Source organism: Alphaproteobacteria bacterium PA2, from assembly GCA_002256425.1.
Classification (GTDB): domain Bacteria; phylum Pseudomonadota; class Alphaproteobacteria; order Caulobacterales; family Caulobacteraceae; genus Phenylobacterium.
The window spans coordinates 2,251,781-2,276,857 of the sequence record NKIZ01000001.1; the positions used below are offsets into that span (position 1 = coordinate 2,251,781).

General features: G+C 61.2%; 19 protein-coding genes and 1 pseudogene. 7 read left to right on the forward strand and 13 right to left on the reverse strand.

The window, feature by feature from the left end; translation table 11 throughout:
* Window positions 1-91: 91 nt before the first annotated feature.
* From CFE28_10865 to CFE28_10890, 6 genes are all read right to left on the reverse strand, one after another.
* Entirely contained in the window at window positions 92-550 is a 459-nt protein-coding gene (locus tag CFE28_10865; GenBank protein ID OYU70445.1) for a hypothetical protein, read from the reverse strand.
* Between the two features lie 194 nt (window positions 551-744).
* Complete coding sequence (locus CFE28_10870) at window positions 745-2,409, reverse strand: hypothetical protein (protein OYU70446.1); 1,665 nt, start codon at window positions 2,407-2,409, stop codon at window positions 745-747.
* Entirely contained in the window at window positions 2,406-3,557 is a 1,152-nt protein-coding gene (locus CFE28_10875) for a hypothetical protein (protein OYU70447.1), read from the reverse strand. The genes CFE28_10870 and CFE28_10875 overlap by 4 nt, the downstream gene beginning before the upstream one ends.
* A gap of 111 nt (window positions 3,558-3,668) precedes the next feature.
* Window positions 3,669-4,385: a sugar ABC transporter ATP-binding protein gene (locus CFE28_10880; GenBank protein ID OYU70448.1), complete on the reverse strand. Its 717-nt coding sequence runs from the start codon at window positions 4,383-4,385 to the stop codon at window positions 3,669-3,671.
* 7 nt (window positions 4,386-4,392) lie between these two features.
* The gene (locus CFE28_10885) at window positions 4,393-5,226 is read right to left on the reverse strand and encodes an ABC transporter permease (GenBank protein ID OYU70449.1); all 834 of its coding nucleotides are present in this window, start codon (window positions 5,224-5,226) and stop codon (window positions 4,393-4,395) included.
* 122 nt (window positions 5,227-5,348) lie between these two features.
* Window positions 5,349-6,611 carry a hypothetical protein gene (locus tag CFE28_10890; protein ID OYU70450.1) on the reverse strand — a complete coding sequence of 421 codons (1,263 nt, stop codon included), beginning with the start codon at window positions 6,609-6,611 and terminating at the stop codon, window positions 5,349-5,351.
* A gap of 279 nt (window positions 6,612-6,890) precedes the next feature.
* Here CFE28_10890 and CFE28_10895 point away from each other — a divergent pair, with 279 nt between their 5' ends.
* From CFE28_10895 to CFE28_10910, 4 genes and pseudogenes are all read left to right on the forward strand, one after another.
* Entirely contained in the window at window positions 6,891-7,154 is a 264-nt protein-coding gene (locus CFE28_10895; protein OYU70451.1) for a hypothetical protein, read from the forward strand.
* 131 nt (window positions 7,155-7,285) lie between these two features.
* Window positions 7,286-9,364, forward strand: coding sequence for an alkaline metalloproteinase (locus CFE28_10900; protein OYU70452.1), 2,079 nt, complete (start codon window positions 7,286-7,288; stop codon window positions 9,362-9,364).
* Window positions 9,365-9,750: 386 nt separating this feature from the next.
* Window positions 9,751-9,957: pseudogene (locus tag CFE28_10905) on the forward strand (hypothetical protein).
* 701 nt (window positions 9,958-10,658) lie between these two features.
* Window positions 10,659-12,824 carry a mannose-1-phosphate guanylyltransferase gene (locus CFE28_10910; GenBank protein ID OYU70453.1) on the forward strand — a complete coding sequence of 722 codons (2,166 nt, stop codon included), beginning with the start codon at window positions 10,659-10,661 and terminating at the stop codon, window positions 12,822-12,824.
* Window positions 12,825-13,098: 274 nt separating this feature from the next.
* Here the strand turns inward: CFE28_10910 and CFE28_10915 are convergent, their stop codons facing one another.
* The 3 genes from CFE28_10915 to CFE28_10925 form a co-directional block, all read right to left on the reverse strand.
* Window positions 13,099-14,355, reverse strand: a complete 1,257-nt coding sequence (locus tag CFE28_10915; GenBank protein OYU70454.1) for a phosphatidylinositol kinase — start codon at window positions 14,353-14,355, stop codon at window positions 13,099-13,101.
* Window positions 14,352-14,672, reverse strand: a complete 321-nt coding sequence (locus CFE28_10920) for a DNA-binding protein (GenBank protein ID OYU70455.1) — start codon at window positions 14,670-14,672, stop codon at window positions 14,352-14,354. Before CFE28_10920 ends, CFE28_10915 begins: the two co-directional genes overlap by 4 nt.
* Before the next feature lie 492 nt (window positions 14,673-15,164).
* On the reverse strand, window positions 15,165-15,806 hold the full coding sequence (locus CFE28_10925) for a hypothetical protein (protein ID OYU70456.1): 642 nt from the start codon (window positions 15,804-15,806) through the stop codon (window positions 15,165-15,167).
* A gap of 193 nt (window positions 15,807-15,999) precedes the next feature.
* Here CFE28_10925 and CFE28_10930 point away from each other — a divergent pair, with 193 nt between their 5' ends.
* Window positions 16,000-16,422, forward strand: coding sequence for a hypothetical protein (locus CFE28_10930; protein ID OYU70457.1), 423 nt, complete (start codon window positions 16,000-16,002; stop codon window positions 16,420-16,422).
* A gap of 39 nt (window positions 16,423-16,461) precedes the next feature.
* Here the strand turns inward: CFE28_10930 and CFE28_10935 are convergent, their stop codons facing one another.
* Together CFE28_10935 and CFE28_10940 are read right to left on the reverse strand one after the other, a co-directional pair.
* Window positions 16,462-16,992 (reverse strand): hypothetical protein, encoded by a 531-nt coding sequence (locus CFE28_10935; GenBank protein OYU70458.1) that lies wholly within the window; start codon window positions 16,990-16,992, stop codon window positions 16,462-16,464.
* Window positions 16,993-17,214: 222 nt separating this feature from the next.
* Window positions 17,215-18,198 (reverse strand): peptidase M23, encoded by a 984-nt coding sequence (locus CFE28_10940; GenBank protein ID OYU71673.1) that lies wholly within the window; start codon window positions 18,196-18,198, stop codon window positions 17,215-17,217.
* A gap of 1,409 nt (window positions 18,199-19,607) precedes the next feature.
* Between CFE28_10940 and CFE28_10945 the strand changes: the two genes are divergently transcribed.
* Window positions 19,608-20,108, forward strand: a complete 501-nt coding sequence (locus tag CFE28_10945) for a calcium-binding protein (GenBank protein ID OYU71674.1) — start codon at window positions 19,608-19,610, stop codon at window positions 20,106-20,108.
* Between the two features lie 33 nt (window positions 20,109-20,141).
* On the opposite strand, the gene CFE28_10950 is transcribed toward CFE28_10945, so the two are convergent.
* A complete protein-coding gene (locus CFE28_10950) occupies window positions 20,142-20,873 on the reverse strand; it encodes a hypothetical protein (protein ID OYU70459.1) in 732 nt (243 codons plus the stop codon).
* 72 nt (window positions 20,874-20,945) lie between these two features.
* Between CFE28_10950 and CFE28_10955 the strand changes: the two genes are divergently transcribed.
* The gene (locus tag CFE28_10955) at window positions 20,946-22,430 is read left to right on the forward strand and encodes a serine 3-dehydrogenase (protein OYU70460.1); all 1,485 of its coding nucleotides are present in this window, start codon (window positions 20,946-20,948) and stop codon (window positions 22,428-22,430) included.
* Between the two features lie 33 nt (window positions 22,431-22,463).
* Here the strand turns inward: CFE28_10955 and CFE28_10960 are convergent, their stop codons facing one another.
* A complete protein-coding gene (locus CFE28_10960) occupies window positions 22,464-25,004 on the reverse strand; it encodes a hypothetical protein (protein ID OYU70461.1) in 2,541 nt (846 codons plus the stop codon).
* Window positions 25,005-25,077 lie beyond the last annotated feature (73 nt).

Here is a 25,077-nt window from a genome sequence, read left to right on the forward strand (position 1 = left end):
GATAAGGACATCGCAAGTCAGGACAGGATCACTGCCGACGCGGCGCCTGACCACCAGAGTCAAGGCCTGGCGCCCAACGCCCCTGATCGCTCTAATGAACAGCCTTCAGCCCAAGGGCCAGGCCCAGACCTGAAGCATTCATGGCGGAATGGGCCAGCACGGTCAGCAGGTAAGGGTTGGCCTCTTCTGACATTCTGAGCCGCGCGTAAAAGGCAGCGAAGAGTCCAAAGGCCAGTCCCGGGCCCAGGCTGTTTATCTTCATGCCGGCCAGCAGATGCAAAATCGATCCCAGCAGAAATCCGATCAGGAAGGCCAGCAGAACGGCCCTGGTTCCGGCCTGTGCCCGTTCGAGCAGGGCGTTCACCGGCCATGCGAAGATCGCATTCTCCAGCAGGGGGGCGAGAAGAAGGGATGACAGGAGGGAAAGCGCCTCAATTCTCTCCAGTGAAATCTCATAGGCAAACAGTTTCAGGCTGTAGATTTCGCCGAATATCAGCTTGTAGATCAGGAATTGAAGCAAGAGACAGACGGCTGACGCCGTGACGCCCACGCCAATCGCCCAAAGAAAACGTCTGTAAGTCTTCAAAACGTACCCATTTCCGGCCCTGCCATGCGGAACGGGTTCTAGGCCAAGGCCAGCAGACATGACAACCATCTGACCCTGCCGCAGAAAAGGTCAGGCTGAACTGGCCTTCGTTTTAGGCAAGGTCAGCTCCGGTCAAACCCGGATGCCTTCCGATCAAGTCAGTCTTGTCGCCCCAGCTTGGGCGAGGCGTCCAACAGTCTTCCGGCTCCTACCCTGGAGTCGGAACCCGCCGTCGCAGAGGGCGCATGACGGGCATTCATGCCATTCTTGAGGAGGTCGCCCACAAACCGGGCAACATCTTCCGACCAGTCCGGCTCCAGTCTGGTCAGGGCCTGCCCATCGCCTTCAGAAAGCGCCCTCAGTGCGCTTTGGGTACGCTCCCGGCGATGCAGGAAGGCGCAGGCCACACGGAAGGCCGGTGTGAGACCTGATATGGGCGGCGCAAGTGGCGGCGGCCGTTTCCCGGATTGAAAGAAGACCTGCATTCTGGGCCTGGGTACGATGATCCTCCCGGTCGCCTCATCGAAGATGCAAAGCTGGACCTGACCTTCCCTCACCGCCTTGCGGAAATGGGCGATAATGATGCGATCATCCCCTGCAGCCAGTTGCGCCTCGCCGGCGAAGAGCCGGAACGGCCCCCAGAGGCCAGTCCGGGTGCGCTCAAAAGCCGCCAGGAGCTGAGGATCAACCCCGCCGCCATCCAGCAATGGGGGATAGACGCCATGCATGGCCTCGATCCGTGAGTGACTGCCGAACCTGCGAAGTACGGTCTGGGGGGTCGGCAGGCCTGGCGTCGCCCTGATCGCCGCGACATCCAGCCGCCCCTGCAGGGCGATGATCTGGCCCAGACGCTGCAGAACCTCGAAGTCCTCGACCGTGGCGATGCGTCTGCGCCGCTTGACGCGCGCCGCCTCATAGATGGCCGGCGACACCATGCCGCCACATGTGACCTTCAGGTCCAGCCACTCATCGGCAGGGCGATTGACCGTGGCGCCTCCCAGAATGCGCACACGTTTGCCAAAGTCATAGCGCCCGCAATATTTTGGATTTGTCAGTATGCGTCCCACGGAAACCGCGGTCCATGAGCCCGATGCCCCCGTGGACGCGCCAGGGGGCGTCTGTGCGGCGTTCAGCCTGTCGGCTATGGCCCGGATCGACAGGTCGCCCTGGGTATAGAGTTGATAGATCTGCCTGACGGTGTCCACTTCGCAGGCGGGTCCCCAGATGATCGAGGTGCGCTGGGCGGCGATGAATTTGCGCTCCCCGGGGCCCAGATGATGCAGGGGCTGACCATCCTCGCCCAGTATGACACGGCGAAAACCGTAGCCTGGCTTTCCGCCCATGGTGTAGCCCCGTTCGGCCCAGTGAAACTGGGCGCGCCGGACCTTGCCGGAAAGGTCGCGGCTGAATTCCGCCGCCATCAGGCGCTTGACCGCCTTGATGACCCCGGCATTGGGGTTTGCGTCATTGGCGAAGCTTTCGCTGCAGTAACAGACGCGGATCCCGGCCATCCTGCACAGGAACTCATAATGCCCGGCCTCATCGATGTCCTGGAACCGGCCCCACCGACTGACATCCTGGATGAGCAGGACCCCGAAGGGCGCCGTCCCGGTGGCGATGTCGGCCATGAGCTGGCGCAGGCCTGGCCGGTGGTTCAGGGTCAGGCCGCTTTTTCCAGCGTCCACATAGTCCCTGACAATCTGCAGATTATTGAGGGCCGCATAGCTGGCGATTTCCTCTTCCTGGTTCTGCAGGGCATGGGTCTGCTGATCGCTTGATACCCGCATGTACCGGGCCGCAAGACGACTGCGGTCAGGCTTCATTGGACATCATCAGGGGATGCACTCAGGCGGGCCCGCTTGTGAAGACGGGCGCCGACGGCCTTGAAAGCCGCCTGAAGGGAGCCGAAGCGCCGCTCATAGGTGCGAACCGAGGCCAGATCGGCCTGGGCGGCCACAAGTCGCTGACTGAGCCGCCCTTCCCTGTCCTTGAGCCTGACAAGGGCGTCAAGCAGATCGCGATCAGAATACCGACAGGTCTCCCTTGGCCGTTCCTGGGCCTGGTTAAAAACAGCCCTGTCTATGATCGGCGCAACGACGCCCGCCCGCCGCACCCAGAGGTTGGCAGGCTTGAGGATCTTGGCCGATTTCAGGGGGGCTGTGGTTTTCCCGAAGACCAGGTCTCCGGCATAGATTGGATTGCTCAGCACGGTGCTGATCGAAGCCCATGACCAGGGGGCATCTCCCCTTCGGCTGATCCCTTCCCGGGTGAGCCTCCGGGCAATCTCGGCGCGGGAGAGATTGTCTTCGACGAACCAGGCGAAAATTCGCCGGATCGTCTCGACCTCGTCTGGCGGCCCCTGGACAAGGACGGTGCGGTATCCGGTCAGGAGTTTGCTTTCCCCGTGCTCGAGTATGCCCTTGGGACGACCGGCCTGGTCCAGGACCATTCTCCGGAGCCCGTAGGGCGCAGACCCGCATTGATGAAACCCCTTGGCGGCAAGGGCCTGCTTGGCCCGTGACAGCCTCTGGGACAGGTCACGGCTGTACTCCGCGGCGATGGATCTCTTGATCTGCTTGAAGAGGTTGCTGTGCGGTGAGCCGTCATTTGCGAAGGGCTCGTTGCAGTATTCCACCGCGATCCCGGCCTTCCGGCAGAGGAATTCATAGTGGGCGGCCTGGTCCAGGTCCTGGAACCGGCCCCATCGGCTGACATCATAGACCAGTATGGTCTGGAAGATCGCCGAGCCGCTAAGGGCCTCTCCCAGAAGGGCGCTCAGACCCGGCCGACCAGACAGGTTGAGGCCGCTCCTGTCGTCGGTAAAGGTCCTGACAATGACAAAGCCCTTTTCTGAGGCGAAGGTCGCGATCGCCGCCAGCTGGTGCTCAATGGAATAATACTGAAGACCAGACGAGCGCCGGACATAACATGCGGCCGGCGCCTCTGGCCCTGGATTGGAAGCCTTGTTCATTTCGCCTCGCGCTGGATCTCAGCGCTAAGACGTCACAGATCCGGTCAGCCCCCAGATCCAGTTCCGATTATTGTTTCACCGCGACATTTCGGGAACCAGGCCGCGGGCCAGCTAGGCCGGCGTCAGCTCGGCGCCGACAATGCGCCCGCCTTCGAGGTGGAGGGTCTTGTTGCAGAGGGAGTTGATGAGACTTGGGTCATGGCTGGCGATGACCAGTATGCTGGCCCTGTCCACGAGGGAGACCAGCCGCTCGTGGGCGGCGTCCCGGAACTCAGCGTCACCGACCGCGATCCATTCATCCATCAGCAGGATATCGGCCTCGATGGCGGTGGCGGCGGCGAAGGCCAGGCGCGCCTGCATGCCCGCTGAATAGACCTTGAGGGGCAGACGCAGGAATTCGCCAAGGCCGCTGAAGGCGGCGATCTCGTCAACCTTTCCGTCGATTTCGCTCCGGGTCAGACCATTCAGCAGGCCGCGCATATAGATGTTGTCATAACCCGTGGCCGACGGATCCAGGCCCATGCCGACGTCCAGCAGGGCCGAAACCTTGCCCTGGATTTCCACCCGTCCCTTGTCGGGGACATAGGCGCCGGCCAGGACCCGGAGAAGGGTTGTCTTTCCAGACCCATTGCCGCCGACCAGGCCAAGACGGTCTCCGGCCTGGAGGGTGAAGTTCACGTCCTCAAGGGCCTGCACAATGGGCTGTCCGGCCGAGCCGCGGCCCATGCGCCCGCCGACCGTGCGCACGATCTCCTTCTTGAGGGACCGGAAATCCACCCCGTAGATCGGGAACCGGACAGACAGGTCTGAAACTTCGATCCGAGCCATGGGGAACCTAGAGATAGTGGACGACGCGACGGCGCAGCAGGGCGAAGACCGGAAACACCACCAGCCAGCCGATCAGGGCCATGCCGACAACCACAGGCCAGGCATCAGGAATGGTCGTTTCGCCAAGGAGAGGCGCTCGAACCACTTCCAGGAGATAGTAGAACGGGTTCAGCCACAGGAGGGCCGGCCGTTCCGGCAGCTGATCGGTGAGCCAGAACACCGGCGTCAGGAAGAGGGCGATCTGCAGGGCCGCGGCTATGATCTGGGGAACATCGCGAAACCGCGCCGAGGTCAGGGCGATCAGGGTCACCATCCAGGACAGGTTGACGAAGACCGCGAGCAAGCCGCCCGCAACCTCCAGGGGGCGGGAAACCGACCAGAATCCGAAGAGGATGGCGACCACGACGACAATGACGAAATTGTGGGCCAGAACCAGGAAGTTGCGCGCCAGAACCCGAAGGACAAAGGTGAATATCGGCACGGCGCTCTGACGGATGATCTGGACGCTGCCGATAAAGGCGTCACAGCCCTCGGTCAGACTGCTGATCATCATGCCCCAGAGGACAATTCCGCAGGTCAGCCAGGGAACATAGTCCTCAAGTTCAAGCTTCATCAGATTGGCGTAGAGTACGCTCATACCGCCGATCAGGACGCCCATGGACAGGGTTATCCACCAGGGCCCGATAATGGAGCCGCGATATCTCATCCGGATGTCATAGACGGCCATGGTCAGCCAGACATTCCGCTGCAGGAAGGCCGAGCCGATATCCCGCGCAGCATCGGCGATAAGCTGATCTTTCCGGTTGATCGCACTGTAGACAACGATTTTGTCGGAAATCATCCAGCGTCTCGCCCGGTTTGCAAGGGGCCGGGTCTATCAGGGGCCGGGAGGTCGAACAAGGTCCAGCAGTCGCCCTGGCGCCCGGACTATGGGACAGACTATGGGCCAGACTATGGGCCAGACTATGGGTTTGCGCCCCGCCGCCGGGCGCTGCGCAGAATCCTCCGTCGAAGGCTGGCGGGAAAGTGGGAAAACCAGACCTCCGGCGAGAGCCGGGTCCTCACAGCCTGGGCGGCGGCCCGGGCGAGGTCCTGCCCCAGGCCAGGCTCTGCCCGCAGACGCCGAAGGCTTGCCGCAGCCTGGTCAATATCGGGATCAGCCCAGGACTGGCCCTGATAGAAGCCCTGGGCGTCTTCCACCGCCACCAGGGCGAAGGGAATGAGAAGGGCGCTGGTTGCGTCCATGAAATCCAGATTGCCTGACCAGGCCGTGGCGATCACAGGGGTGCCCAGGGCCATGGCCTCGGCCATGATCAGCCCGAACCCCTCAGCGCGATGCAGGGACACAAGGACGTCGGCGGCCTTGATTTCACTCAGGACCCGGTCATAGGGCCAGACCTCATCGACAATGCCGATGTTTCCCCCCGACTCCGCCCTCAGCGCCGCCAATATGTCCGGAAACAGATGTCCATTCTGCGTCTTGATGGTCAGCCAGACGGCAGTGTCCTCGCCAAACGCCTGCTTGAAGGCCCTGATCGCACCCAGGGGGTTTTTCCGGGCGACCGAGGAATTGAAATCGAAGAAGGCGATGGCGGTGAATGGGGCCCGTCTGGGGGCCGGCATCACATGATCATAGTCATCAGTCACAATGGGATGGGGCATGGCGCGGACAGGTTTCGAGAATGACCTGAACGCCTCTGCCGTATAGGCGCTGATCGCCCAGATCTCGTTGACATGCTCCTCGCCGGGCCTCCAGGCGTCTGGCGCCCTGGGCAATTCCCAGGCCCAATAGCCGTATCGCGGGCCCAGCATGGCCCTGGCCCCGCCATTGCGGACAATGCCGGCCAGCTCCGGCGGGTTCATCTGGATGATCCAGCCCATGGCGCGCCCCTGAAGCAGGTGCGCCTCCTGCGGCCCATGCACCAGGCTTGAGGCGTCAATCCGGACATAGGGGGCGCCCAGATAGTCCAGCGCCCGGCAGGTCAGGCCAGCGCCCCTGGCAATGCCATGGGAGGCGGAGAACAGCCCTACGACCCTCAGACGTCCCCTCCCCGGCCAGCGGGACGACAGGTCCGAGACAAAGGTCTCGAGGGACTCATTGAAGCGCGAGGCCTGGACGCGCAGGACAGACAGGCAAGCCTGGGCCATGACATGTCCGCGATAGCGCAGGCCTTCAGGCACAGACCAACGCCAGATGATGCGGGCAAACTGAAGTAATCGCGACATATTCAAGATTGACGTTGAAGCCAGGTGGGTATGCCGGGGCGGCCTGAAAGATTGATCCTCGGCCTTGGACAGACAAGGCAAGGCTCTTCTAGGGCCTTGCGTTACAGAAGACTATGGGGACGGCGGCAAAACGCCCCAGTCATGGGGATCAAAGACCCCTGGGCAACGGCCATCTGCAGGCCGCCCGGTTGGAAGGAAGGTCTTTCTCAAGCCGGATGTCAGGCCTATTTATCGCAATGGCCCGACAGATGCCCTGTCCTGAACGAAAGTAACTGAACCATGTCCGACGAAAGCCGTGAGCCGGAGCGGGCTCTTGCCCTCAAGCCGCCAGCCGTCCTGGCCAACCGCTTCTTCATTGTGGCCAATCAGGGCCAGGTCAGACTCTCCTTCGGCGAAGCAGGTCCTGATGGCCCGGTCTACCATCAGGCCACGGTCATGAGCCGGGCGAACGCCCTGGAGCTGGCCGAACTCCTGACCGTCCTCCTCAAGGAAGCCGCCAATACCCGTCCTAAGGCAGGCGGGGGCGGCGCAGGGCTGCATTAAGGCCGCGAAGACGGCAAGGACGGCGCCCTTGCCTTCACATCGCCGTTTTCAGGCCAGAGGGTTCAGGGATTCATGCCAGCTGGCTGTGCAGTTGAAGGTCTCTTTACCTAACCCGTGAATGGTGTTCGACCATGAGCGTATTACTGGCCCCGGAAGACAATCTCGTCGGCTCGGATTTCCTGCTGCAGGGAGACGGGACGCCATGGGCCTATCTCAACCTCGACCAGAGGGCCGCCGGAGATGTAAATGGCAAGCCCAGCCTGTCGGTTGACCAGGCGGCGACCCGCCTGACCGGGGGAGAGCCCGGCTGGAACGCCATTATGGGCACGGGCTATACCGTCACCTATGCCTACCGGGCCAACGCGCCCCGCACCTACCCGTCGGATATTTCCGGCTTCACAAGGTTCTCCGTCGCCCAGATCAACCAGACCGAGCTGGCGCTAAGCGCTTGGGCTGATGTGGCCAATATCCGCTTCGTGCGGGTCGGCTCAGGCGCCAGCGGCGAGGCCGCCTATTCCGACATCGCGTCGATGCTCTTTGCCAACTATGCAGCTGGCGAAGCCGATGCAGCGGCCTTCGCCTACTATCCCGGCAATCCGAGTTTCTCCTCAAACTCGGGCGACCTCTGGGTCAACAGCACGATTGCGTCCAATCAGACGCCAACGATCGGCGGCTATGGCGGCCTGGTCCTCATTCACGAACTCGGCCACGCGATCGGACTGGGGCACCCGGGGGCCTATGACGCAAACACCGGTGGCGACCTCACCTATGCAGCCAATGCCGAGTATTATGAGGACAGCCGCCAGTACACGGTGATGAGCTATTTCGCCGGGGCCAATACGGGCGCCAACCTGCCGGGCTATTCGGCCGCCCCCCTGCTCGATGACATCGCCGCCATCCAGCAGATCTATGGCGCCAACATGACAACCCGGACCGGCAATACGGTCTATGGATTCAACGCCAATGCAGACCGTCCCTGGTTCATCCTGACCACAAACAGCTCACCGGCCCAGTTCGCCGTTTGGGACGCCGGGGGAACCGACACCTTCGATTTCTCCGGATATACCAGCCCTCAGACAATCGATCTTCGCCCCGGCTTCTTTTCAGACGTCGGGGGATATGCAGGCAATGTGACCATCGCAATTGGCGCGGAGATTGAGAACGCCATCGGCGGAACTGGCGCAGACATCATCATTGGCAATGATCTGGGCAACGCCCTCAAGGGCGGCGCGGGCGCCGACACCCTCAAAGGCAATGGCGGCGGCGACCAGCTGACAGGCGGGGCCGGAGATGACGCCCTGCTCGGCGGCGAGGGGATAGATTTCGGCCTTTTTTCCGGAACCAGGGCAAATTACCGCTGGGCGGCCTCCGGCGAGGTGTGGACCGTAACCGACCTGCGTGCTGGCGCCCCGGACGGGGTCGACACCTTGAGTGAGTTGGAGTTCCTCAAGTTCAGCGATGGCGTCGTGCGTCTGGTCACCAGCCTGTCCCTGCTGGATGCAGAAACCACCACAGCGATTTCCAATCTCATGAGGTTTGAGGCGACCGACGGTCTGGCTGCAAAGCTCGTGGATGACCTGGCCCTCCTGGCAGGCGATGGAAGCCTGACGAGGAGTTCCGCCCAAAGCGTCATAGTCCGCGCTGCGGGCGCAACAACATCTGTCGCCACCCTCAGCTATGCCTTCTTTACCGGCAAAATTCCCAGCGAAGGTGGCGTTGACTATCTGGTTTCCCCGGACGGGCCCAACGCCAATAACCTGAACTCCCAATATTATCAGAGTTTTACACTCGAGAACCGCTATATCAATTTCGCCGTCAACCTCGGAAAAATCGGCGAGGGCGCAGCCAGTTTCCAGACCCGATATGGCGGACTGGATCTCTTCGCCTCAACAAAGCAGGCCTACGCCACAATCTTCGGAAGTACGCCGTCGGACACGAAGGTCCATGCCCTTCTGGATCCCACCTTCACCCTGGGCGGCGCTGTCATGTCCCGGGCAGAATATTTCGCCTTCTATGGCGGGGACGGGCTCAATGGCCTCGGCACGAAGGCGGCCATGGTGGGATGGTTGCTCTCGGAGGCGCAGAAGGCCGATGTCGGCGTCTACGCCAAGGCCAATGACGCCTTCCTCCTGGATCTGACAGACGGCGCCAACTTCGCCGTCGACTTGATCGGCGTCTATGGAAAGCCCGAATATGCCTACTCAGGCTGACCGTCCCGCCCCTTGGGCGCCAGAACGACCTGCATGCTTCCGGCTAATGAGGGTCATTTTGCGGCCTGGGCTGGCCTTCTGAGCGCCACTTGGCTATCCCACTGACGGCGGCGTTGCGCGTGAGGCGCCAAGGTCTTCGAGGTTTGGATATGAAACTTCCACAACGACTGGCCCTCCTGATCGGCTTGAGCCTGGCGGCCTTCGGGGTCGCCTCCTGTCAAGGCGGCGATCCTGGACACGTATCGCCGAAGGCGGAAATCCATCGCGCGTACACGGAAATACTGCGCTGCGATCCATCACGCCACGGCGCTTCCTTCACAACGGCCCTGGCGGAAGTCGACAGCGGCTTGCTTTCAACCTCTCAAGTTGTCGCAGACGTCATAACGATGGCCCGCGGTACAACATCTGTCGCAACCCTGAACTATCAGTTCTTTACCCACGGCACCCCAACCGTGGCCGGCATTGACTATCTGGTTTCCCCAACCGGGCCCAACAAGAACAACCTGAACAGCCCGTACTATCAGGCGATGAACCAGGACAACCGCTTCATAAATTTCGCCGTCAATCTGGGTACGGTCGGCGCTGGAGCCGCAGAGTTCAAGGCGACCTATGGCCCGATGACGGTCAGCGAAGCCACGTCGAAGGCCTATTTCGAGATATTCGGGGCTCACCCGACCGCTGGAAAAGTGGCGGCGATCTTGAAACAAGAGGTCGGCAAGAACGCCGACGGCAGCCCTCAAACCCGTGAGCAATATCTTGCCGCAATCGGAAAGGACGGTCCGCAGGCGATCGGAACCAAGGCGGCGATCGTGGGATGGCTGCTGAGCCAGTCTGTGACGTCAAATGTCGGAGACTACGCCCTGTCAAACAATGCCTTCCTCACCGACATCGCCAAGGGATCGACCAAGTACGGGATCGACATGATCGCCAAGTACAACAAGCCGGAAAATCACTACAAGGGCGGATAAGGCCGCCCGGGCTTGAGCCCAAAGGCGTACGCGTACAAGAGGCGAGCACAGGCTTACATGGTTGGCGCTGATCACGTGGCGGCGCAGCTTATCCTGTAGACCCGGCCAAGGGTCGCCAACGCAGGCCAAAATTTGCGGCAATCCATCGGCACTCCACATGGGCCGACGAGCCCATAGACATGTGAGGATGAAGCTTTAGACCCGGCAGCCCCTGCCTTGCTGACAACCCAGACTCTGTTCATCTGGCCTTCTGGCGAGCGGGTCGAATTGGCATTGCCAAGGCGCGCCCCCGTCCGTCGAGAACAAATAAATCAAGGGCCAAGGCCATGGCGGTATTTCCTGTAATCATGTGCGGCGGCTCGGGAACACGGCTGTGGCCCGCCTCCCGCCCCTGGCGACCCAAACAGTTCGTGCCCCTGGCCGGGGAGATGTCGAGCTTCCAGGACACGGTCCTGCGGGTCTCGGGTCTTGAGGACGCCGTGCGGCCGCTCATTGTTGCGGGCATTGCCCACCGGTCGACAATCCTTTCCCAACTGGCCGAGCTTGGGGTCGTAGCTGACCTTCTCCTGGAGCCTGAAGCCAGGGACTCCGCCGCCGCCATGGCGGCCGCCGCCCTGTGGATTGAGGCTCGCGATCCCGCCGGGGTCGCTGTGGTGGTCTCGGCCGACCACCAGGTGCCTGACGCCCACTTATTCAGAAGCGCGATCAATCAGGCTGTCGAAGGCGCCCGCACCGGAAGAATTGTCACGCTGGGCATGCAGCCGACCTCGGCCTCCAGCGCCTTTGGCTATATCCAGCCGGCCGGCGGCCAGGGCGTACAGCCCATCCTTGCCTTTGTGGAAAAGCCCGATCCGGTCACCGCCCAGGCCTATCTGGATCAGGGCTTTCTCTGGAACAGCGGCAATTTCGTGGTGTCGGCTTCCGTCCTTGTGGAAGAACTCACCACCCACGCTCCAGCCATACTCGACGCCGTCCGCCTTGGTCTGAAGTCCGCCCAAACCGAAGGCGAGGTCCAGATCCTGGGGGAAGGCTTTCGTCAGGCGCCGAAGATTTCCATCGACTATGCGGTCATGGAGCCGACCAGCCGGGCCTCTGTCCTGCCGGCCTCCTTTGCCTGGTCTGACCTGGGGGCCTGGGACGCTGTCCTGGCGGCCTCGCCCCTGGACAAAGATGCAAACGCCACAAGCGGCGACACGCTGTTGATCGGGACCAAAAATTCAGTCGTCCGCGTGGGCCCCGGACAACGGGTGGCGGCGATCGGCGTCAGCAATCTCGCCATCATCGCCGATGGCGACTCCATACTGGTCTGCGATCTCAATCACAGCCAGGCGGTCAAGACCGCCGTTGACCAGTTCAAGGCCCAGGGGCCCATCCGCTCGGACTTCACCAGCCTGACCGAAGCCCACGCCTGGTATGACCGATGGCTCAAGACCAGCGCCCTCCCCCTCTGGTGGAGCCTTGGCGCAGATCATGCCCAGGGCGGGTTCATTGAGGCCCTGAGCATAACCGGCGAGCCCCGCCCGGCGCCCAGGCGGGGCCGGGTTCAGGGCCGGCAGGTCTACTCCTTCGTGACCGCCGGCAAGCTGCGCTGGGCCGGCCCCTGGCGGCAGGCCGCCCAATTTGGCCTCGACTACGCCTTCCAGAAATTCCAGCGGCCCGATGGCCTGATGCGACACCTGCTGACCGCGGACGGCGAACCCCTCGACAATAGAGCCACCGTCTATGATCAGGCCTTCGCCTTGCTCGGCATGGCCAAGCTTCACCAGGCTGGAGGCTATGATCGCGACCTTGAGCTTGAAGCCCACAGGATCCGCACTGGCCTCGACACCCTGCGCCATGACCGGGGCGGCTTTAAGGAAACCGATGGCCACCCCTTCCAGTCCAACTGCCATATGCATGTCCTGGAAGCCTCCCTGGCCTGGGCCGAAGCCGGCGATCAAAGCTGGGAGGCCCTCGCCGATGAAATCGCCGAAATGGCCCTCAGAACCTTCATCGACCCCAAAGGCGGATTTCTCAGGGAATTCTTTAACTCAGACTGGCAACCAGTCCCCGGCAAGGACGGTGCCCGGGTCGAACCCGGTCATCAGTTTGAATGGGCCTGGCTCCTGGCCCGCTGGAGCCACCTCAGAAATCGCCCCGACGCCCTGACAGCCGCCAGAAAACTCTTCGCCTGCGGCAAACACGGCGTGGATGTCCGCGGCATCGCCTGTGACGCCCTCAAGGACGACCTCACCGTTCTGGATCCAAACGCCCGCCTCTGGCCCCAGACCGAATACCTCAAGGCGGCCCTGATCCTCAACCAATCCGAGGACGCCCTCAAGGCAGCCAATGGCCTGAAGCTCTACCTCCAGACCCCCGTCTCAGGGGTCTGGCAAGACAGCTTGAATTCAGAGGGAATCTTTCAGGGGAACCTGGCCCCAGCCAGCTCATTCTACCATATCGTCTGCGCGATCGATGAACTGAAGGCCAGTCATTCCCACTCTACCGGCTGATTTGTGGCAGCAGAGAAGACCAGGCTGACAAGATGGCAATCGGGGCCAATCAAAGCGCCGGTTGACGCCAGTTGGGCAGATGGCATGGCCCTTCCTTGAACCCACAGGGTATCTGGACGCCAAGAGTCAGCGGCGCGCACCATCACTTCGAAAATAGGTCGAGAGGTCCTGCGACAGACGCAAGAAGTCTGACGTCACCCCAGATGGCTGTGGACTGAATTTTCAGGAAATCAGCCCTTTTCTCCCGGAAACCCGGCCTTCGTGCTGAGCGCGGCTAATTCTTGAAATCCGCCCAAACCCTGGCATGCGCCTCACCAATAGCCTGGGCTGACCCAAGGGAGACGCCGTTATCACTGGCAAACCTCGGCCAACCGGCGACCGCAGCACGAACCTCTTCGACCACAAGTTCAATCTGCCTGGTGGGGATGCTGTGTCTTTCCCCGAGCCCGACGACATGGGCGCGGGTTGGACGGGCGCCCTCACCCAGGATATCCATATAGTGCTCGCCCCCAGGACCAGGGGCGTAGGTCAGGTCATAAGCGGGAGCCAGACGCCACTCCCCGCTGGAGTTCATCAGATAGGCATGCTGGCGGGTGTGATCATCGCGGTTTGAGGCCAGGACATTGAACACCATCCGGCGAAAGACCGCCGACACGTCGACAGTCCGGCGGGTCATGGCGCGGGTTGCACGCAGGAACATGTCATAGCTGGTGGATGGAACATTGGAGGGCGCTTCTATGGCGCCGGCCAGTGAGATCATGTGCAGGCGACCTCCCCTATCAATCCGGTCGAACCGCTTTGTCGCAAAATAGCCGGGCCCCTGCCTGGCCTCGATCAGGCGATGGTTGCTCAGGGAGAGGCCCGCCGCCTCGGCCATGGCGGCATAGGCTTCCTCAATGGGGCCAATGTCGATGGGATCCTGTGGCGCACGGAACTTCACCAGCCATTCTGAGTATCCAGGCGGGATCTGCGCCTCACCGACCGAGACACCCCCCTTGCCATCGAAGCCGACATGGACCTTTGGCCTTGCTCCGCCAGAACCGCCTGCCAGGCCAGCCAGTGTATCGGCGAGCCGGGCCTCCTCGCCGCCTAGAAGGGCCATGGCTTCCCCGGCCAGGGCGTCAAGATCAATAGCCGCAGCGTCAAGGGCGGGTGTGGTCGAAGGCTCGAACACCAGTGCGCCGCGACCGCGATCGCCAACCAGGGCAAGGCGCTCCAGCGGCGTCAAGCTGTCAATGTCGACACCGAGCTTCGCCAGTCGCTTGCGCATCAGGAAATGGCCCCAGCCCTCGGGCAGGCTGTCGGCAAGGAAACCGTGCAGGCCCTCGAAGGCGCGTCCCCGCGCGGCCAGCAATCCGACGTCGGGTGGATACAGCAAGCCTGCGACAGGCAGCTTGCTGGTTATCACTTCTCTGGACCATTCCAGCTGGGCCAGGCCGGCCTCCATGCCGAGGCGCCCGACCTGGATCCGTGGGCGGGAAGGATCAAAGGACAGCCAGATGGATAGGGGCGTGCCCGGCGACAGTGTCATTGCGATCTCGCGCGACGGGACACACGCAACCGCGGCTTCGTCCTGGTCGTCGCGGCCTGACGCGCAAGGAGATCGTCGAGGCTGCTTGCCGCCAGAGGCGGAAAGAGCTGCGAAACCCCCTCCTCGCACCGCAGGACAATTGCGGCGTTGACAAGGGTTTCTATCGTCGCCTGACCCGAGATCTCCAGGCGACGCCAGGTACGAAGGCCGACCCCGGCGCGGCCGGCCGCTTCAAGCTGGGATAAGCCCTGCCCTATCCGACGGGATCGAATGGCTTCGCCGAGCTCGCCAAGCAGTTCCTGTGGCGTCTTCAACATAAGGCCGTATATGGCCCATTGTTCCTAACAAGTCAATTTAAGAGGCCGATTACGGCCTGTACAAGTAACAGCCTATGGTCCTCGCCCACCGTATGAGGTCCAAGCTCGCAGTCCGTTGGCGCTGCAGTCGGTCCCCGGGATTGATCACCGATCAGATGCGCCCGCCTCTGCTTATCGCCAGGGGTCTGGCCATTCTGGAGCGTCTCTGGCCAATCCGTTCAACCCATCCACCTGCGGACACTCTGAGGTTACAAGAGGGTTTCACGGGAGCCCCCCGAACCCGAAGACAAGCGATCTTCGGACTTGGCGCGGCGCCCGGCAGAAAGCCCAATCCCAAGGCCCACGGAACCAGGCCCGCGCACCAGAAGGAAAGGTCATGGGACATGGCAGGGGTCGCTCGAAGACCTTCAGGCCTCAGACGCGGCAAGGGCATTGTTCTGGCCCGGTCATTGTAACCCTCAGTGCAGTCGCACCCTTGAACTGGCGGATCAACTATTGATTGCGCTGAGCCTTTCGGCTCAACAGGGTAGGTCGACCCCGCCGGGGATGGGCTGTCGCCCACAGCAGACCCAGATCCAGCACCTCCCTGGTGAGCCGGGGCTCGCCCTCGAGGATGTCTTCAGCCGCGGCGCCTGACTTGATCCGCGCCACCGTCGGGTAGACCAGAATCTGGGTATCCTTGAACACGAACTCTCCAGCCACATCGCCCTCGCCCCTTGCAATGACCACTTCAGCCGCAGCCAGTTCTGCCATTCTGGCCGTCACCTGATTGCGGGCCGCCTCCACATCCAAGATCAAAAGGTCGGTTATCCGCACCCACCTGGCCAGGGGCGCCTCGGAGAGCGCCGCCCAGAGGCTCTGACGATGGGCCAGGGAGAGGGTCTCACCAATGCTGCGCCATATCTGCAGCCAGACCAGACCTTCGGCGTTCACAAAGAGGCCGCCGCTCCGTGGGCCGGCATCCCCGGCGTGGTCCCCCCTGCCTCTCCTGACAGCCGCTACAATGCGCCGATCTATGGCGTTCTGGACATCAAAGGGCTTCAGGCCGCAGATCGCCGCGGCCTCTGCAGGCGTGAAAAGTCGCTCGGTCGAAGATGTTACATATGGCTGCATGGCCATCTCAGACAGACACATAATTGTCGCAAAGTGCATTGCCCCCATGAACCAACCGTCACAAACAGGTTTGCCCCTAAACTGAGTCTCCCAGCCATCCGCTGGGTCGCGCGCGCTCCAGACTTCATCGCCATCAGGTCTGAGGCTTGCGCCAAATCGTCCCACTCCGCATAGACTTGTAAAAGTGCAAGGCTTGAAGAAAGGAGGACGGGACGTGGCTGACAGACTGAACAGATGGCTGCTGGCGGGCGGAATGCTCAGCGCCCTGACCTGCCTGCTTCACCTGGCGGTCCTTGCCAGTGCCGCTGGGTCAATCATTCCTCCCCTTCTCAATCTCGTACTTGCGGCAGTTTCCGGTGCAGGCTCGATCTACGCCTTCTCAGGTGCAGGCCTCATCCTTCGGCTTCCCTACCTTCGCACAGGCCTGGTTTTGGTTTCAGGCTTCCACCTTCTGCAGGGCCTTGCGCTGATCCTGTCTGTCATACTCGGCCCTTCCAGCGCCGTCATGGTCGTGAGATCCCTTGCCGTTATTGCCTGCGGCGTGGCCTGCGCTTTCGGAACCTTTAGACAATGGCCCTGGCTTTCCCATGCCAGACGCAACCCCTTGGTTGTCGAGCTCCTGAACATGAAATGGTGAGACCGAGGCGCCATGCCTTCAGACGCCGAGAAAGAGCAGCTAGTGCTGATAGGGCCGCGCCGGGGGCGCACACCCCCGGGACTCTCCCAGGCCCTTCAGATAGGCCCTTCGGATCTGACCTGCCGTGATGGCTGCAGAGATCAGCTTGTCGTGCAACTGGGCCCCAGAGAGCATGCGAACCCAGGAGCGCATGGGAAGATTGCCAGACGTTGCGCCAGCAATGGCGCCCAGCACGGCTACGCTGGCCCTCTCCCCCATGGTGTTATCGTCTATGCCCGGCTCGCGCATATCCAGACCAAGGGCGCCATTCAGCGGCAGGACCTCATAGACAATCCAGTCGCAGTCTATGTACTGCGGCCGTGCATATGGATCCTCCAGGGCCGCCAGCAGGACATCGGGGATTTTTGACTGCAGGACATTGACGTCCCGCAGGGGCGCCGTAATGGCGTTGGGAAGATCAGCCCGCCTGGCCTGTGAGGGTGTCTGCACCTGCGGAGACCCATCCGGCGGAGTGGTGACACATCCGCCGACCGCAATCAGCGCCCAAATCATCAGGTGCACGCGAGCCATACAATACCCTAACGCGAAAACACGCCCAGACGAAGTGCAGATTCTTGGGTCACCTAGGGCGAATGACATTCCAATCAGATCACACACCTGCAATGCGCAAACACATCGTCCAGAAGGGCAACGACCTGAGCTCCTCCCTCCTTGTCGGCACGACGAGGTCGCGTCATCCCGCCGACAACAACCAAGCCGCGAAGCTGACCTGCCCCTAGCCCACCAGCTCGTTCACAATCGAACTGTAAAACTTGCGCTCACCACGACCTGCCCCTTCCTGAGCACCTGAAACTCTCCGCGATGGGATCCGCTTGTCCATCCCGCCCTGGGACGCCTCAGACCAAGAAGGGAGAGCGTCTGCGCCTGGTCCCGGTCGAGAGCTGTGAGAACCTTGGAAGCCAGAATTTCCCCGTTGGGGGCCGCAACGGTCAGGCGCTGAACATCTCCGGCCTTCAGGTGGATGGCCCGCACATAAGCCACCAGAATTGGACTGGCGGCGCCGGGCGCAGGCGTGCGGCCGGACTCCACATCCTCCATGGACACGACCGTGCTCGAAAAACCGGTATTGAGCACGGCGCCCGTCCGGTAGCCGAGGGCTTGCCTTGCGGCGTCATCCCAGAGGTCGGTACCGGCAATTGGGCTGCAGCGACCAGGCGCAAGATCTGGCGCAAAGGGATCGACCACCTTGCCATGACGCCGGACGCTAAGATGCAGGTGCGGAAACTCGGTCATACCCGACAGTCCGACCTTGCCCAGAACTGCGCCCCGGGCGACCTGCTGACCGACCTTCACCTTAAGGCTCCCGCGGGCCATGTGACAGTATTGTGTCTCCCAGCCATCACGGTGGGCGATGATGACGCCATTGCCACACTCTGCGCCGACGGCCGGGGGCGCGCCTTCCGCCTTGAAGGACACATCGGCTGAGCCGTCCCGTAGTCGCAGCACTGTGCCCGGCACCGCAGCCAGGACATTTACGCCCCGACGCTGCTCGGTCATGTCCGCCAGGCGGATATCGACCCCATTGTGGCCCTGATAGGTTTCGGCGCCGCAGCGATAGTCCTGGGCGCGGCCGCCTGCGCCAAGGTCAACATAGTTCTGGACAAGGCAGGCCCTTGTCGCCTTGCAGTCTATTGGCAGACCCAGAGTGAGGTCTGCCGCCCTTGTGGCCCCGGGCAGGCAGAACAGTGCCGCCACCATGACCAGACCAGCACCCATAGCCCTTACAGGCGCCAAGCTTTGCAAGGGGGCGCGGCTGTCGGACGGCAGGGCCAGCACAAGGGCCATGGGTGATCCTCAAGATCAGCCAGGCAGCGGCCTGGCGAGCCCAGGCAGGCTAGCGGTCATCAGGCCATCCCGAAATGGCAAATATCCAGGGGTGCGCAAGGTCCGATGTGGACAGCGAATTCACGGGCAGGCCTGGGCGCAGGCACGGCCTGATTGTGCACCGCAAGACGCCCAAGCCGACGACGGAAAGCCTTATGCCTACTCATTCGGTAACCACACACCTTCACGAAACACAAACAGGCCCTGTGTTCTAGGAATGACGAACGCGCAGGCAGACGTCGTGTCCATGCCTGCGCAAGGTCAAATTTTCCGGTCATGGAGATCATACTATGACAACCTTCAATGTTGACGGCCCCATCAGCTTTGGCAAGGCGCTGAAAGTCGCCCAAGCGGGCGACACGATTGCTCTGGCCGCTGGTGTCTATACCGGGCTCAGGATTACCGAGCTCAAGACAACGGGCCTGACCATCACCTCCCAGGATCCCGGCCGCCCGGCTGTCCTGAAGGACCTGCTGATCAATAATGCCAAGGGCCTGACCTTTACGGGTCTTGAGTTTGTCGTAGACGCCAGCAAGGGCGACGTACCCTTCAAGATCGCCCAGTCTTCCAACATCGTCTTTGACCACCTGAAGGTCCACGGGTCGCTGGACGGCAATGCCGCCAATGATGTCAACGCCTTCGCCGTCTACAAGAGCACAGGCGTTGTCCTGAGCAATTCGGAGATCCAGCAGGTCAAGAACGTGGTTCTTCAATCTGCAGAAGACCAGACCACCCTGACCGGCAATGATGTGCATGACATCACCGGTGTGGCGGTAAAGGTGATCACCGAGACCTCAAAACCCTCAACCTCTGCGACTGTGGACGGCAAGACGCCGACGACCAAGCCGCCTGAAACGGAGCGTCCGGCCACCAGTGCACCCCCTGCAACTGGAACCGAGCCGACAAAGACCGAGCCCCCGAAGACAGAACCTACGAAAACTGAGCCGGTAAAGACCGAAACCCCGCAGGCCGGAGTATCGACGCCGACCAAGGACCAGCCGACAGCGGGAACCGAGCCCACCAAGGCTGAGCCGACGAAAACCGAGCCCACAAAAGCTGAGCCTGCAAAGACCGATCACCCTGAAACCGGGGGATCGACCGAAACCAAGGACCAGCCTGTGACCGGGACTGTCCCGACCAAGACTCCGCCCGCGGACGCCCCCCCTGAAACAGGCAAGTCAGCCGACACGGACCAGGCGCCGACCGCCGGTTCAAAGACGCCGGAAGCGGCCTCCACCATCAAGGTCATCGCGGCGACAGAAAAGGGCGGCCGTCTTGACGGCACGGCCGGTGACGACCTCATGAAGGGTGGCAAGGGCGCTGATGAGTTCCACGGCGGGGCCGGCAACGACTATCTGCTGGGCGCCGCCGGCAATGACGCCCTCTACGGCGACGCCGGCAATGACACCCTTTCGGGGGCGGACGGTAGTGACATTCTGGCCGGTGGATCCGGGATCAACACGCTTCTGGGCGGCGGCGGCGCAGACGTCTTCGTGTTCAAGACGGGGGATTTCGAGGGCGGCGTCAGCAAGAACCGGACGACGATCAGCGACTTCTCACATGCCCAGGGCGACAAGATCGACCTTACGGGCCTGGACGCCATTGCCGGAACGGCGGCTGACGACGCCTTCACACTGATCGGATCTCAAGGCTTCCACAAGCTGGCCGGCGAGCTGCGTTATGAAGTGAGCGAGCGCAATGTCACCCTGCTGGGTGACACCAATGGTGATGGTGTCGCTGATCTCGTCATCCTGCTGTCCAATGCCGCCGGGTCGGTGACGCCAGGAGATGTTCTGCTCTAGGAGGATCACATCCCGGTCCGTGGTGCAGCGGACCTAGTCCAGTCCGTTCACTACAAAAGTCAGACCGGGGACCGGCGATGCCTCCATGGTCAGGCCCCCTGGGTGACTCAGGTCAAGACGCAGGCTCCGGTCTGGCCCCCACGGGGCGCTGGTCACGATTTCTACTGACCCAAGACGGAACGCCTCGCCCTCTCCAGGGGGCGAGGATGAGGCCCGCGCGCCCAGCGGGCTGGCCCCCAGGGCCTCAAGGGTAGAACGAGCTTCTGCTGCATCGTCGACAGGGAGCCACAGACGATCAAGCACGACCTCCCCCGCCCCCGGCGCGGCTAGATCATAGAGGGGTCCTGCTAAGTCGGGCCCACCGGGGGTTTCGAGATCGTACTCAATGACGAAGATGTCGGATATCAGCCCCTGATCCCGCCGAAAGGACAAGGTCGACCAATGGGGCGCCAGGTCCGGGCGCTCTGCGTCTGACCGGCGCGACGTCTTGCTCTTCCAGCCATGCTGATCGCCGAGGCGCTCCAGGTGATCGATGGATCCCGCGAGGCCCACCAATCTGTGAAACGCCCGGTCAAAGCCCGGCAAAACCCGACCAAGCTGATGGATGTCGAGGAAGGGACCATTCCTGAAGCGAACGCCCCTGGCTATGACCTGACCGCCTGGTGAGAACCCGTTGAGAATGCCCATGCCGAGGCGCTCATTGAGGAATGCCAGTATGCGATCGCTCCGGTCCGTCCAGATCGGAATATGGTCCAGCTCAACCACAATAGGTCTCCACCCTGAGGATGCACGCGACGCCTGCCTAACCCATTAGGCGATATTTTACCCTGCTGCTGCATGCTTTTGGCCATGAGCAGCAAGACCGCACCTGACATGTTTCCGCAGCAAGTGGGCGGCGCAACGCCCCTCCTCGCTACGCCCCAGTCCTATCTGAATGCAGATCAGCGATCAGGGGTTGTTGTAAATTCCAAGCCGAGCCTGACCATCAGCCAGGCCGCAAGCCAGCTGACCGGCGATCACGTCGGCTGGAATTCGGACCTCGGCCAGGGCGTCACCGTCACCTATGCCTACCGGGCTTCAGCGCCTTCGGTCCTGCCGGGGGATGTCGGCGGCTTTTCGCGGTTCAATGCTGCACAGATTGCGCAGGCCGAGCTGGCGCTCAAGGCCTGGTCAGATGTCGCCGACATCCGTTTCGTGCGGGTCACCGGCGCCCCTGGCCCCTATTCAAACTCAGCGACCATACTCTTCGGCAACTATGCCTATGGAGCAGCCGGCGCCTCCGCCTTCGCCTTCCTGCCTGGCAGTTCGGCTTTCTCCGCCATTGAAGGCGATGTCTGGGTCAATAATTCCTACAGTTTCAATCAGGCGCCAACCGTCGGAAACTATGGTGGTCTGACCCTTATCCATGAACTTGGCCATGCCATCGGCCTCCTGCATCCGGGACCCTATAATGGCGACGACAGCGGCGCGCTGACCTATGCTGCAGACGCGGTCTATTATGAAGACAGCCAGCAATATACGGTCATGAGCTACTTCTTCGAGGAGGAGACCGGCGGTACCGCAGCGGCCTTTTCGGCCGCCCCCATGCTCGACGACATCGCCGCCGCCCAGCTGATCTACGGTCCGAACCTGAAAACCCGGACGGGCAATACGACCTACGGCTTTCACTCCAATTCCGACCGTCCCTGGTACATGCTCGACAACAACTCCTCCGTCGCCCAGTTCGCGGTGTGGGATGCGGGCGGCAACGACACCTTTGATTTCTCCGAATACTTCAGCAACCAGTTGATCGACCTTGGTCAGGGCCATTTCTCCGACGTCGGCGGATATCTCGGCAATGTCGCCATCGCCATGGGCGTCGACATTGAGAACGCCGTTGGCGGCTATGGCGCTGACGTCATCATCGGCAACGCCCTCAACAACAATCTGAACGGTCACCTGGGCAATGACACGATTTTCGGCGATCTGGGCAATGACACGCTGAATGGCAGCGAAGGCAGCGACAGGCTGTGGGGGGGCGCCGGCAACGACACCCTCGTGGGCAGTTCAGGCAATGACTTCCTGTCCGGCGACGCCGGCGTAGACGCCCTTTATGGCGGCCCCGGCGCCGACGTCTTCCACAGCGCCCGCGGCGCGGACATCGACAGGATCATGGATTTCAACCGCGGTCAGGGCGACACCATCAACCTGGTTCTGGGGACCGCCTATACGGTTGCCCAGAGCGGGTCGGATACGATCATCACCCTGGACGATGGTGCCCAGGTCATCATGGTCGGTGTCAAGATGAGCAGTCTCACAGGCGCCTGGATGACCCTCGGCTAGGCCCTACCCTCATTCAGCCTTGCGCCCCGCCCCCTACCCGCTGACATAGCGATAGGACGGGTTATCGAACTGGCCGATGAGATTTACGCCATAGGTAGTTGTTCCATTGGCTATGGCGGTGAGGAAGGCGTCATTGGCCAAGGCATAGGAGCCGAGGTCAGCCTTGACCGCCTCCCCCAGCAACCAACCGACCATGGCAGCCTTGGTGCCAAGGCCATTCACGCCATCCTGACCATAGAAGGCGAAGTACTGGGCCCTCGTCTCTGTTCCCCCAAGACCATCGGGCACCATGCCGTTCAGCAGGAGATCGACCTTGCCGGCCGACGGCGTGGACCCAAAGATCGTCGCATAGGCCTTGCTCAGGGCATCGGCCAGGGACAGGGATCCATACCCGGCCTGGAAGGACGCCTGACCTGCCCCCGCCTTGCCCAAGTTGACCGCAAAATTGATGTAGCGGTTCTCAAGGCTGAAGCTCTGGTAATAGGCCGAGTTCAGATTGTTGGCGTTCGGCCCCGTCGGCGACACCAGATAGTCCATCCCCGCCGCCCCAGGCGTCGCCCCGGTGAAGAACTGATAAGCCAGGGTCGCCACAGATGTCGTGTTGTCGGCGGTCTTGATTATCTGACCCAAGATCCCAGACAAACTGGAGCCATCTGCAAGTTTGGCCGCGACAGACTGGCCAGTAGGGAGACCAAATGGAGAAGATGGACTGGCCCTAAGAATGTCCCTGAATGCTGTATCGACCGATGTTGGCAGATCAACGCCAATGACCAGATCCTTGTCACTGAATCTGAGCATTTCGATACTGGTCAGATGGTCGACGCCCTCTGGCGCGCCCGCGCGCAAATCGGACACTAGCCAAGTGTCGTCTGAATTGTAGGTCACTGAAAAATCTACAGAGCGCCCACCGTAGACGACGATGTCGTATCCAGACCCTCCACGGATCTTGTCATTGTCGACTTTGGTACTGGCGACCTGAGCCAGATAGGGCGCCAAGCCAACCTGGATGTATCCACTTTGATAGAGCATCCAGGTCCCAGGTCGCGGTGCATCAAAGAGTGGGTAATAGGTAGTATCGGTGGCCAACAGGGCCACACCTCCCAGCACGATGGACTGGGTGATGAAGTTTCTATCCTGACCCGATCCCTTGTATTCGTCATTGTCGAGCGTGACCTTTAGCGTCTCAACATTCATGCCTGAAGGAATATTAAACATCAGGGTCTGCGAACCTGTGAGGGATTGCCCATCACTTCCTCGATTGGCCTCAACTGGTGTGAGTTGGCCCGAGCCTATGTTTACGCCATTGACGAAGACGGAAATCTTTGGCGCGACTCCATCCAAAATGCCCCCGATACCGGTAATCCGGAGTTCTGAAGTAGCCATTGCGGGAACCGGGCCTGTTAATCCGCTTTGGTAGATCGTGTCTGCCCCTGATCCTGAAGCGACGATATCACTGCCAGAGCCTGCATAGACAGTGTCTACACCCGTCCCTGCATAGATGATGTCTGCACCACTGCTTCCAACATAGGACTTGATTTGATAGCTTTGTACGCCTGTATAAAAGTTGGTGATCGTTGCTGCTGCTGGCTTTTGATAGCTGCTGAACTCCTGCGTGTTGTAGATGGTTTGAAGAGCGCTGGCGGTCATTAGCTCGGGGGTGACCTGCCAGAGACTTACGCCAGCAAACCAGTCACCTGCGTACTTTTCCAGGGCGCTCAGATATGCAGCCAGCCCATTGTTTTGAACGGCCGTATTCACGACCTTGTTGGGACTGGGCATATCGGTCACATTGAAAAGCCCACCCGATACACTTTGATACCCCCCCTCTAGAGCAATCACCGGCTTTGCATATCGGACGGAAAGGTCGCTCAGATACCGGGTGACGTCCTTGATGTCGCCGAACGGATTATTGGTCCAGGCTGCCAGTAGCTCTTCGGCACTTGCATTGTCATTTTGGCTCAAGGGAACGTAGAGCGAAACCGAGATGGCGTCCAAAAGGTCCCAGAAGACGACGTCACCGACATCCATGACTGTAGCATTGAGGTTGAAGAGGGCGTCGTAGGTTACGAGACCCGTAAACTGGGCCCGCACATTTGCGATGAGCGCAGCCCACTCGCCCCTATGAGATGTGTCAATGAAGTTCATCTCAGTTCCAATGACAATGCCTTCGACACTGCTTTGCTGTGCAAAACTTGCCAGGCTTGTGAGATAGCCAGACCAGTCTCGAAACATCAGATCGGCGCTGAATGTCGTCAGATCTGTGTTCCAAGTATTGCGGTTGTCTGCGGTGGTGCTGAGTGTCACATGCGGCTTGAGGAAGACCTTCAATCCCAAATCATGGGCGGCAGATACGACATAAGACAGGTCTGCAAAATTCGGCGTTTGGGACGCAGCATCAGCAGCGGGGACAATGGAGCCATCATTCTTGAAATTGACGGGCCAATCCACCGGGACAAAGTTCGCACCCGTGCTCTTGATGTAAGCCAAGGCCAAATCGACCAGACTGTGATCGGCCCAAGCTGTCTTGCTCCAGCCCGTAAGGTTCAGACCCTGGTATTTGAATGGACTGGACATCTGTTTCCTATTGTTTGGGTTGGAAAATGCAATTCCGGGCTTCCACTTTCTAAAGTCCCCATTTGCGCAAACT

Coding starts and splice junctions, on each gene's coding strand:
- CFE28_10870 (OYU70446.1), bottom strand. CDS start 2,409: ATGAAGCCTGACCGCAGTCGTCTTGCGGCCCGGTACATGCGGGTATCA.
- CFE28_10875 (OYU70447.1), bottom strand. CDS start 3,557: ATGAACAAGGCTTCCAATCCAGGGCCAGAGGCGCCGGCCGCATGTTAT.
- CFE28_10880 (OYU70448.1), bottom strand. CDS start 4,385: ATGGCTCGGATCGAAGTTTCAGACCTGTCTGTCCGGTTCCCGATCTAC.
- CFE28_10885 (OYU70449.1), bottom strand. CDS start 5,226: ATGATTTCCGACAAAATCGTTGTCTACAGTGCGATCAACCGGAAAGAT.
- CFE28_10890 (OYU70450.1), bottom strand. CDS start 6,611: ATGTCGCGATTACTTCAGTTTGCCCGCATCATCTGGCGTTGGTCTGTG.
- CFE28_10895 (OYU70451.1), top strand. CDS start 6,891: ATGTCCGACGAAAGCCGTGAGCCGGAGCGGGCTCTTGCCCTCAAGCCG.
- CFE28_10900 (OYU70452.1), top strand. CDS start 7,286: ATGAGCGTATTACTGGCCCCGGAAGACAATCTCGTCGGCTCGGATTTC.
- CFE28_10910 (OYU70453.1), top strand. CDS start 10,659: ATGGCGGTATTTCCTGTAATCATGTGCGGCGGCTCGGGAACACGGCTG.
- CFE28_10915 (OYU70454.1), bottom strand. CDS start 14,355: ATGACACTGTCGCCGGGCACGCCCCTATCCATCTGGCTGTCCTTTGAT.
- CFE28_10920 (OYU70455.1), bottom strand. CDS start 14,672: ATGTTGAAGACGCCACAGGAACTGCTTGGCGAGCTCGGCGAAGCCATT.
- CFE28_10925 (OYU70456.1), bottom strand. CDS start 15,806: ATGTGTCTGTCTGAGATGGCCATGCAGCCATATGTAACATCTTCGACC.
- CFE28_10935 (OYU70458.1), bottom strand. CDS start 16,992: ATGGCTCGCGTGCACCTGATGATTTGGGCGCTGATTGCGGTCGGCGGA.
- CFE28_10940 (OYU71673.1), bottom strand. CDS start 18,198: ATGGGTGCTGGTCTGGTCATGGTGGCGGCACTGTTCTGCCTGCCCGGG.
- CFE28_10945 (OYU71674.1), top strand. CDS start 19,608: ATGAAGGGTGGCAAGGGCGCTGATGAGTTCCACGGCGGGGCCGGCAAC.
- CFE28_10955 (OYU70460.1), top strand. CDS start 20,946: ATGCTTTTGGCCATGAGCAGCAAGACCGCACCTGACATGTTTCCGCAG.
- CFE28_10960 (OYU70461.1), bottom strand. CDS start 25,004: ATGTCCAGTCCATTCAAATACCAGGGTCTGAACCTTACGGGCTGGAGC.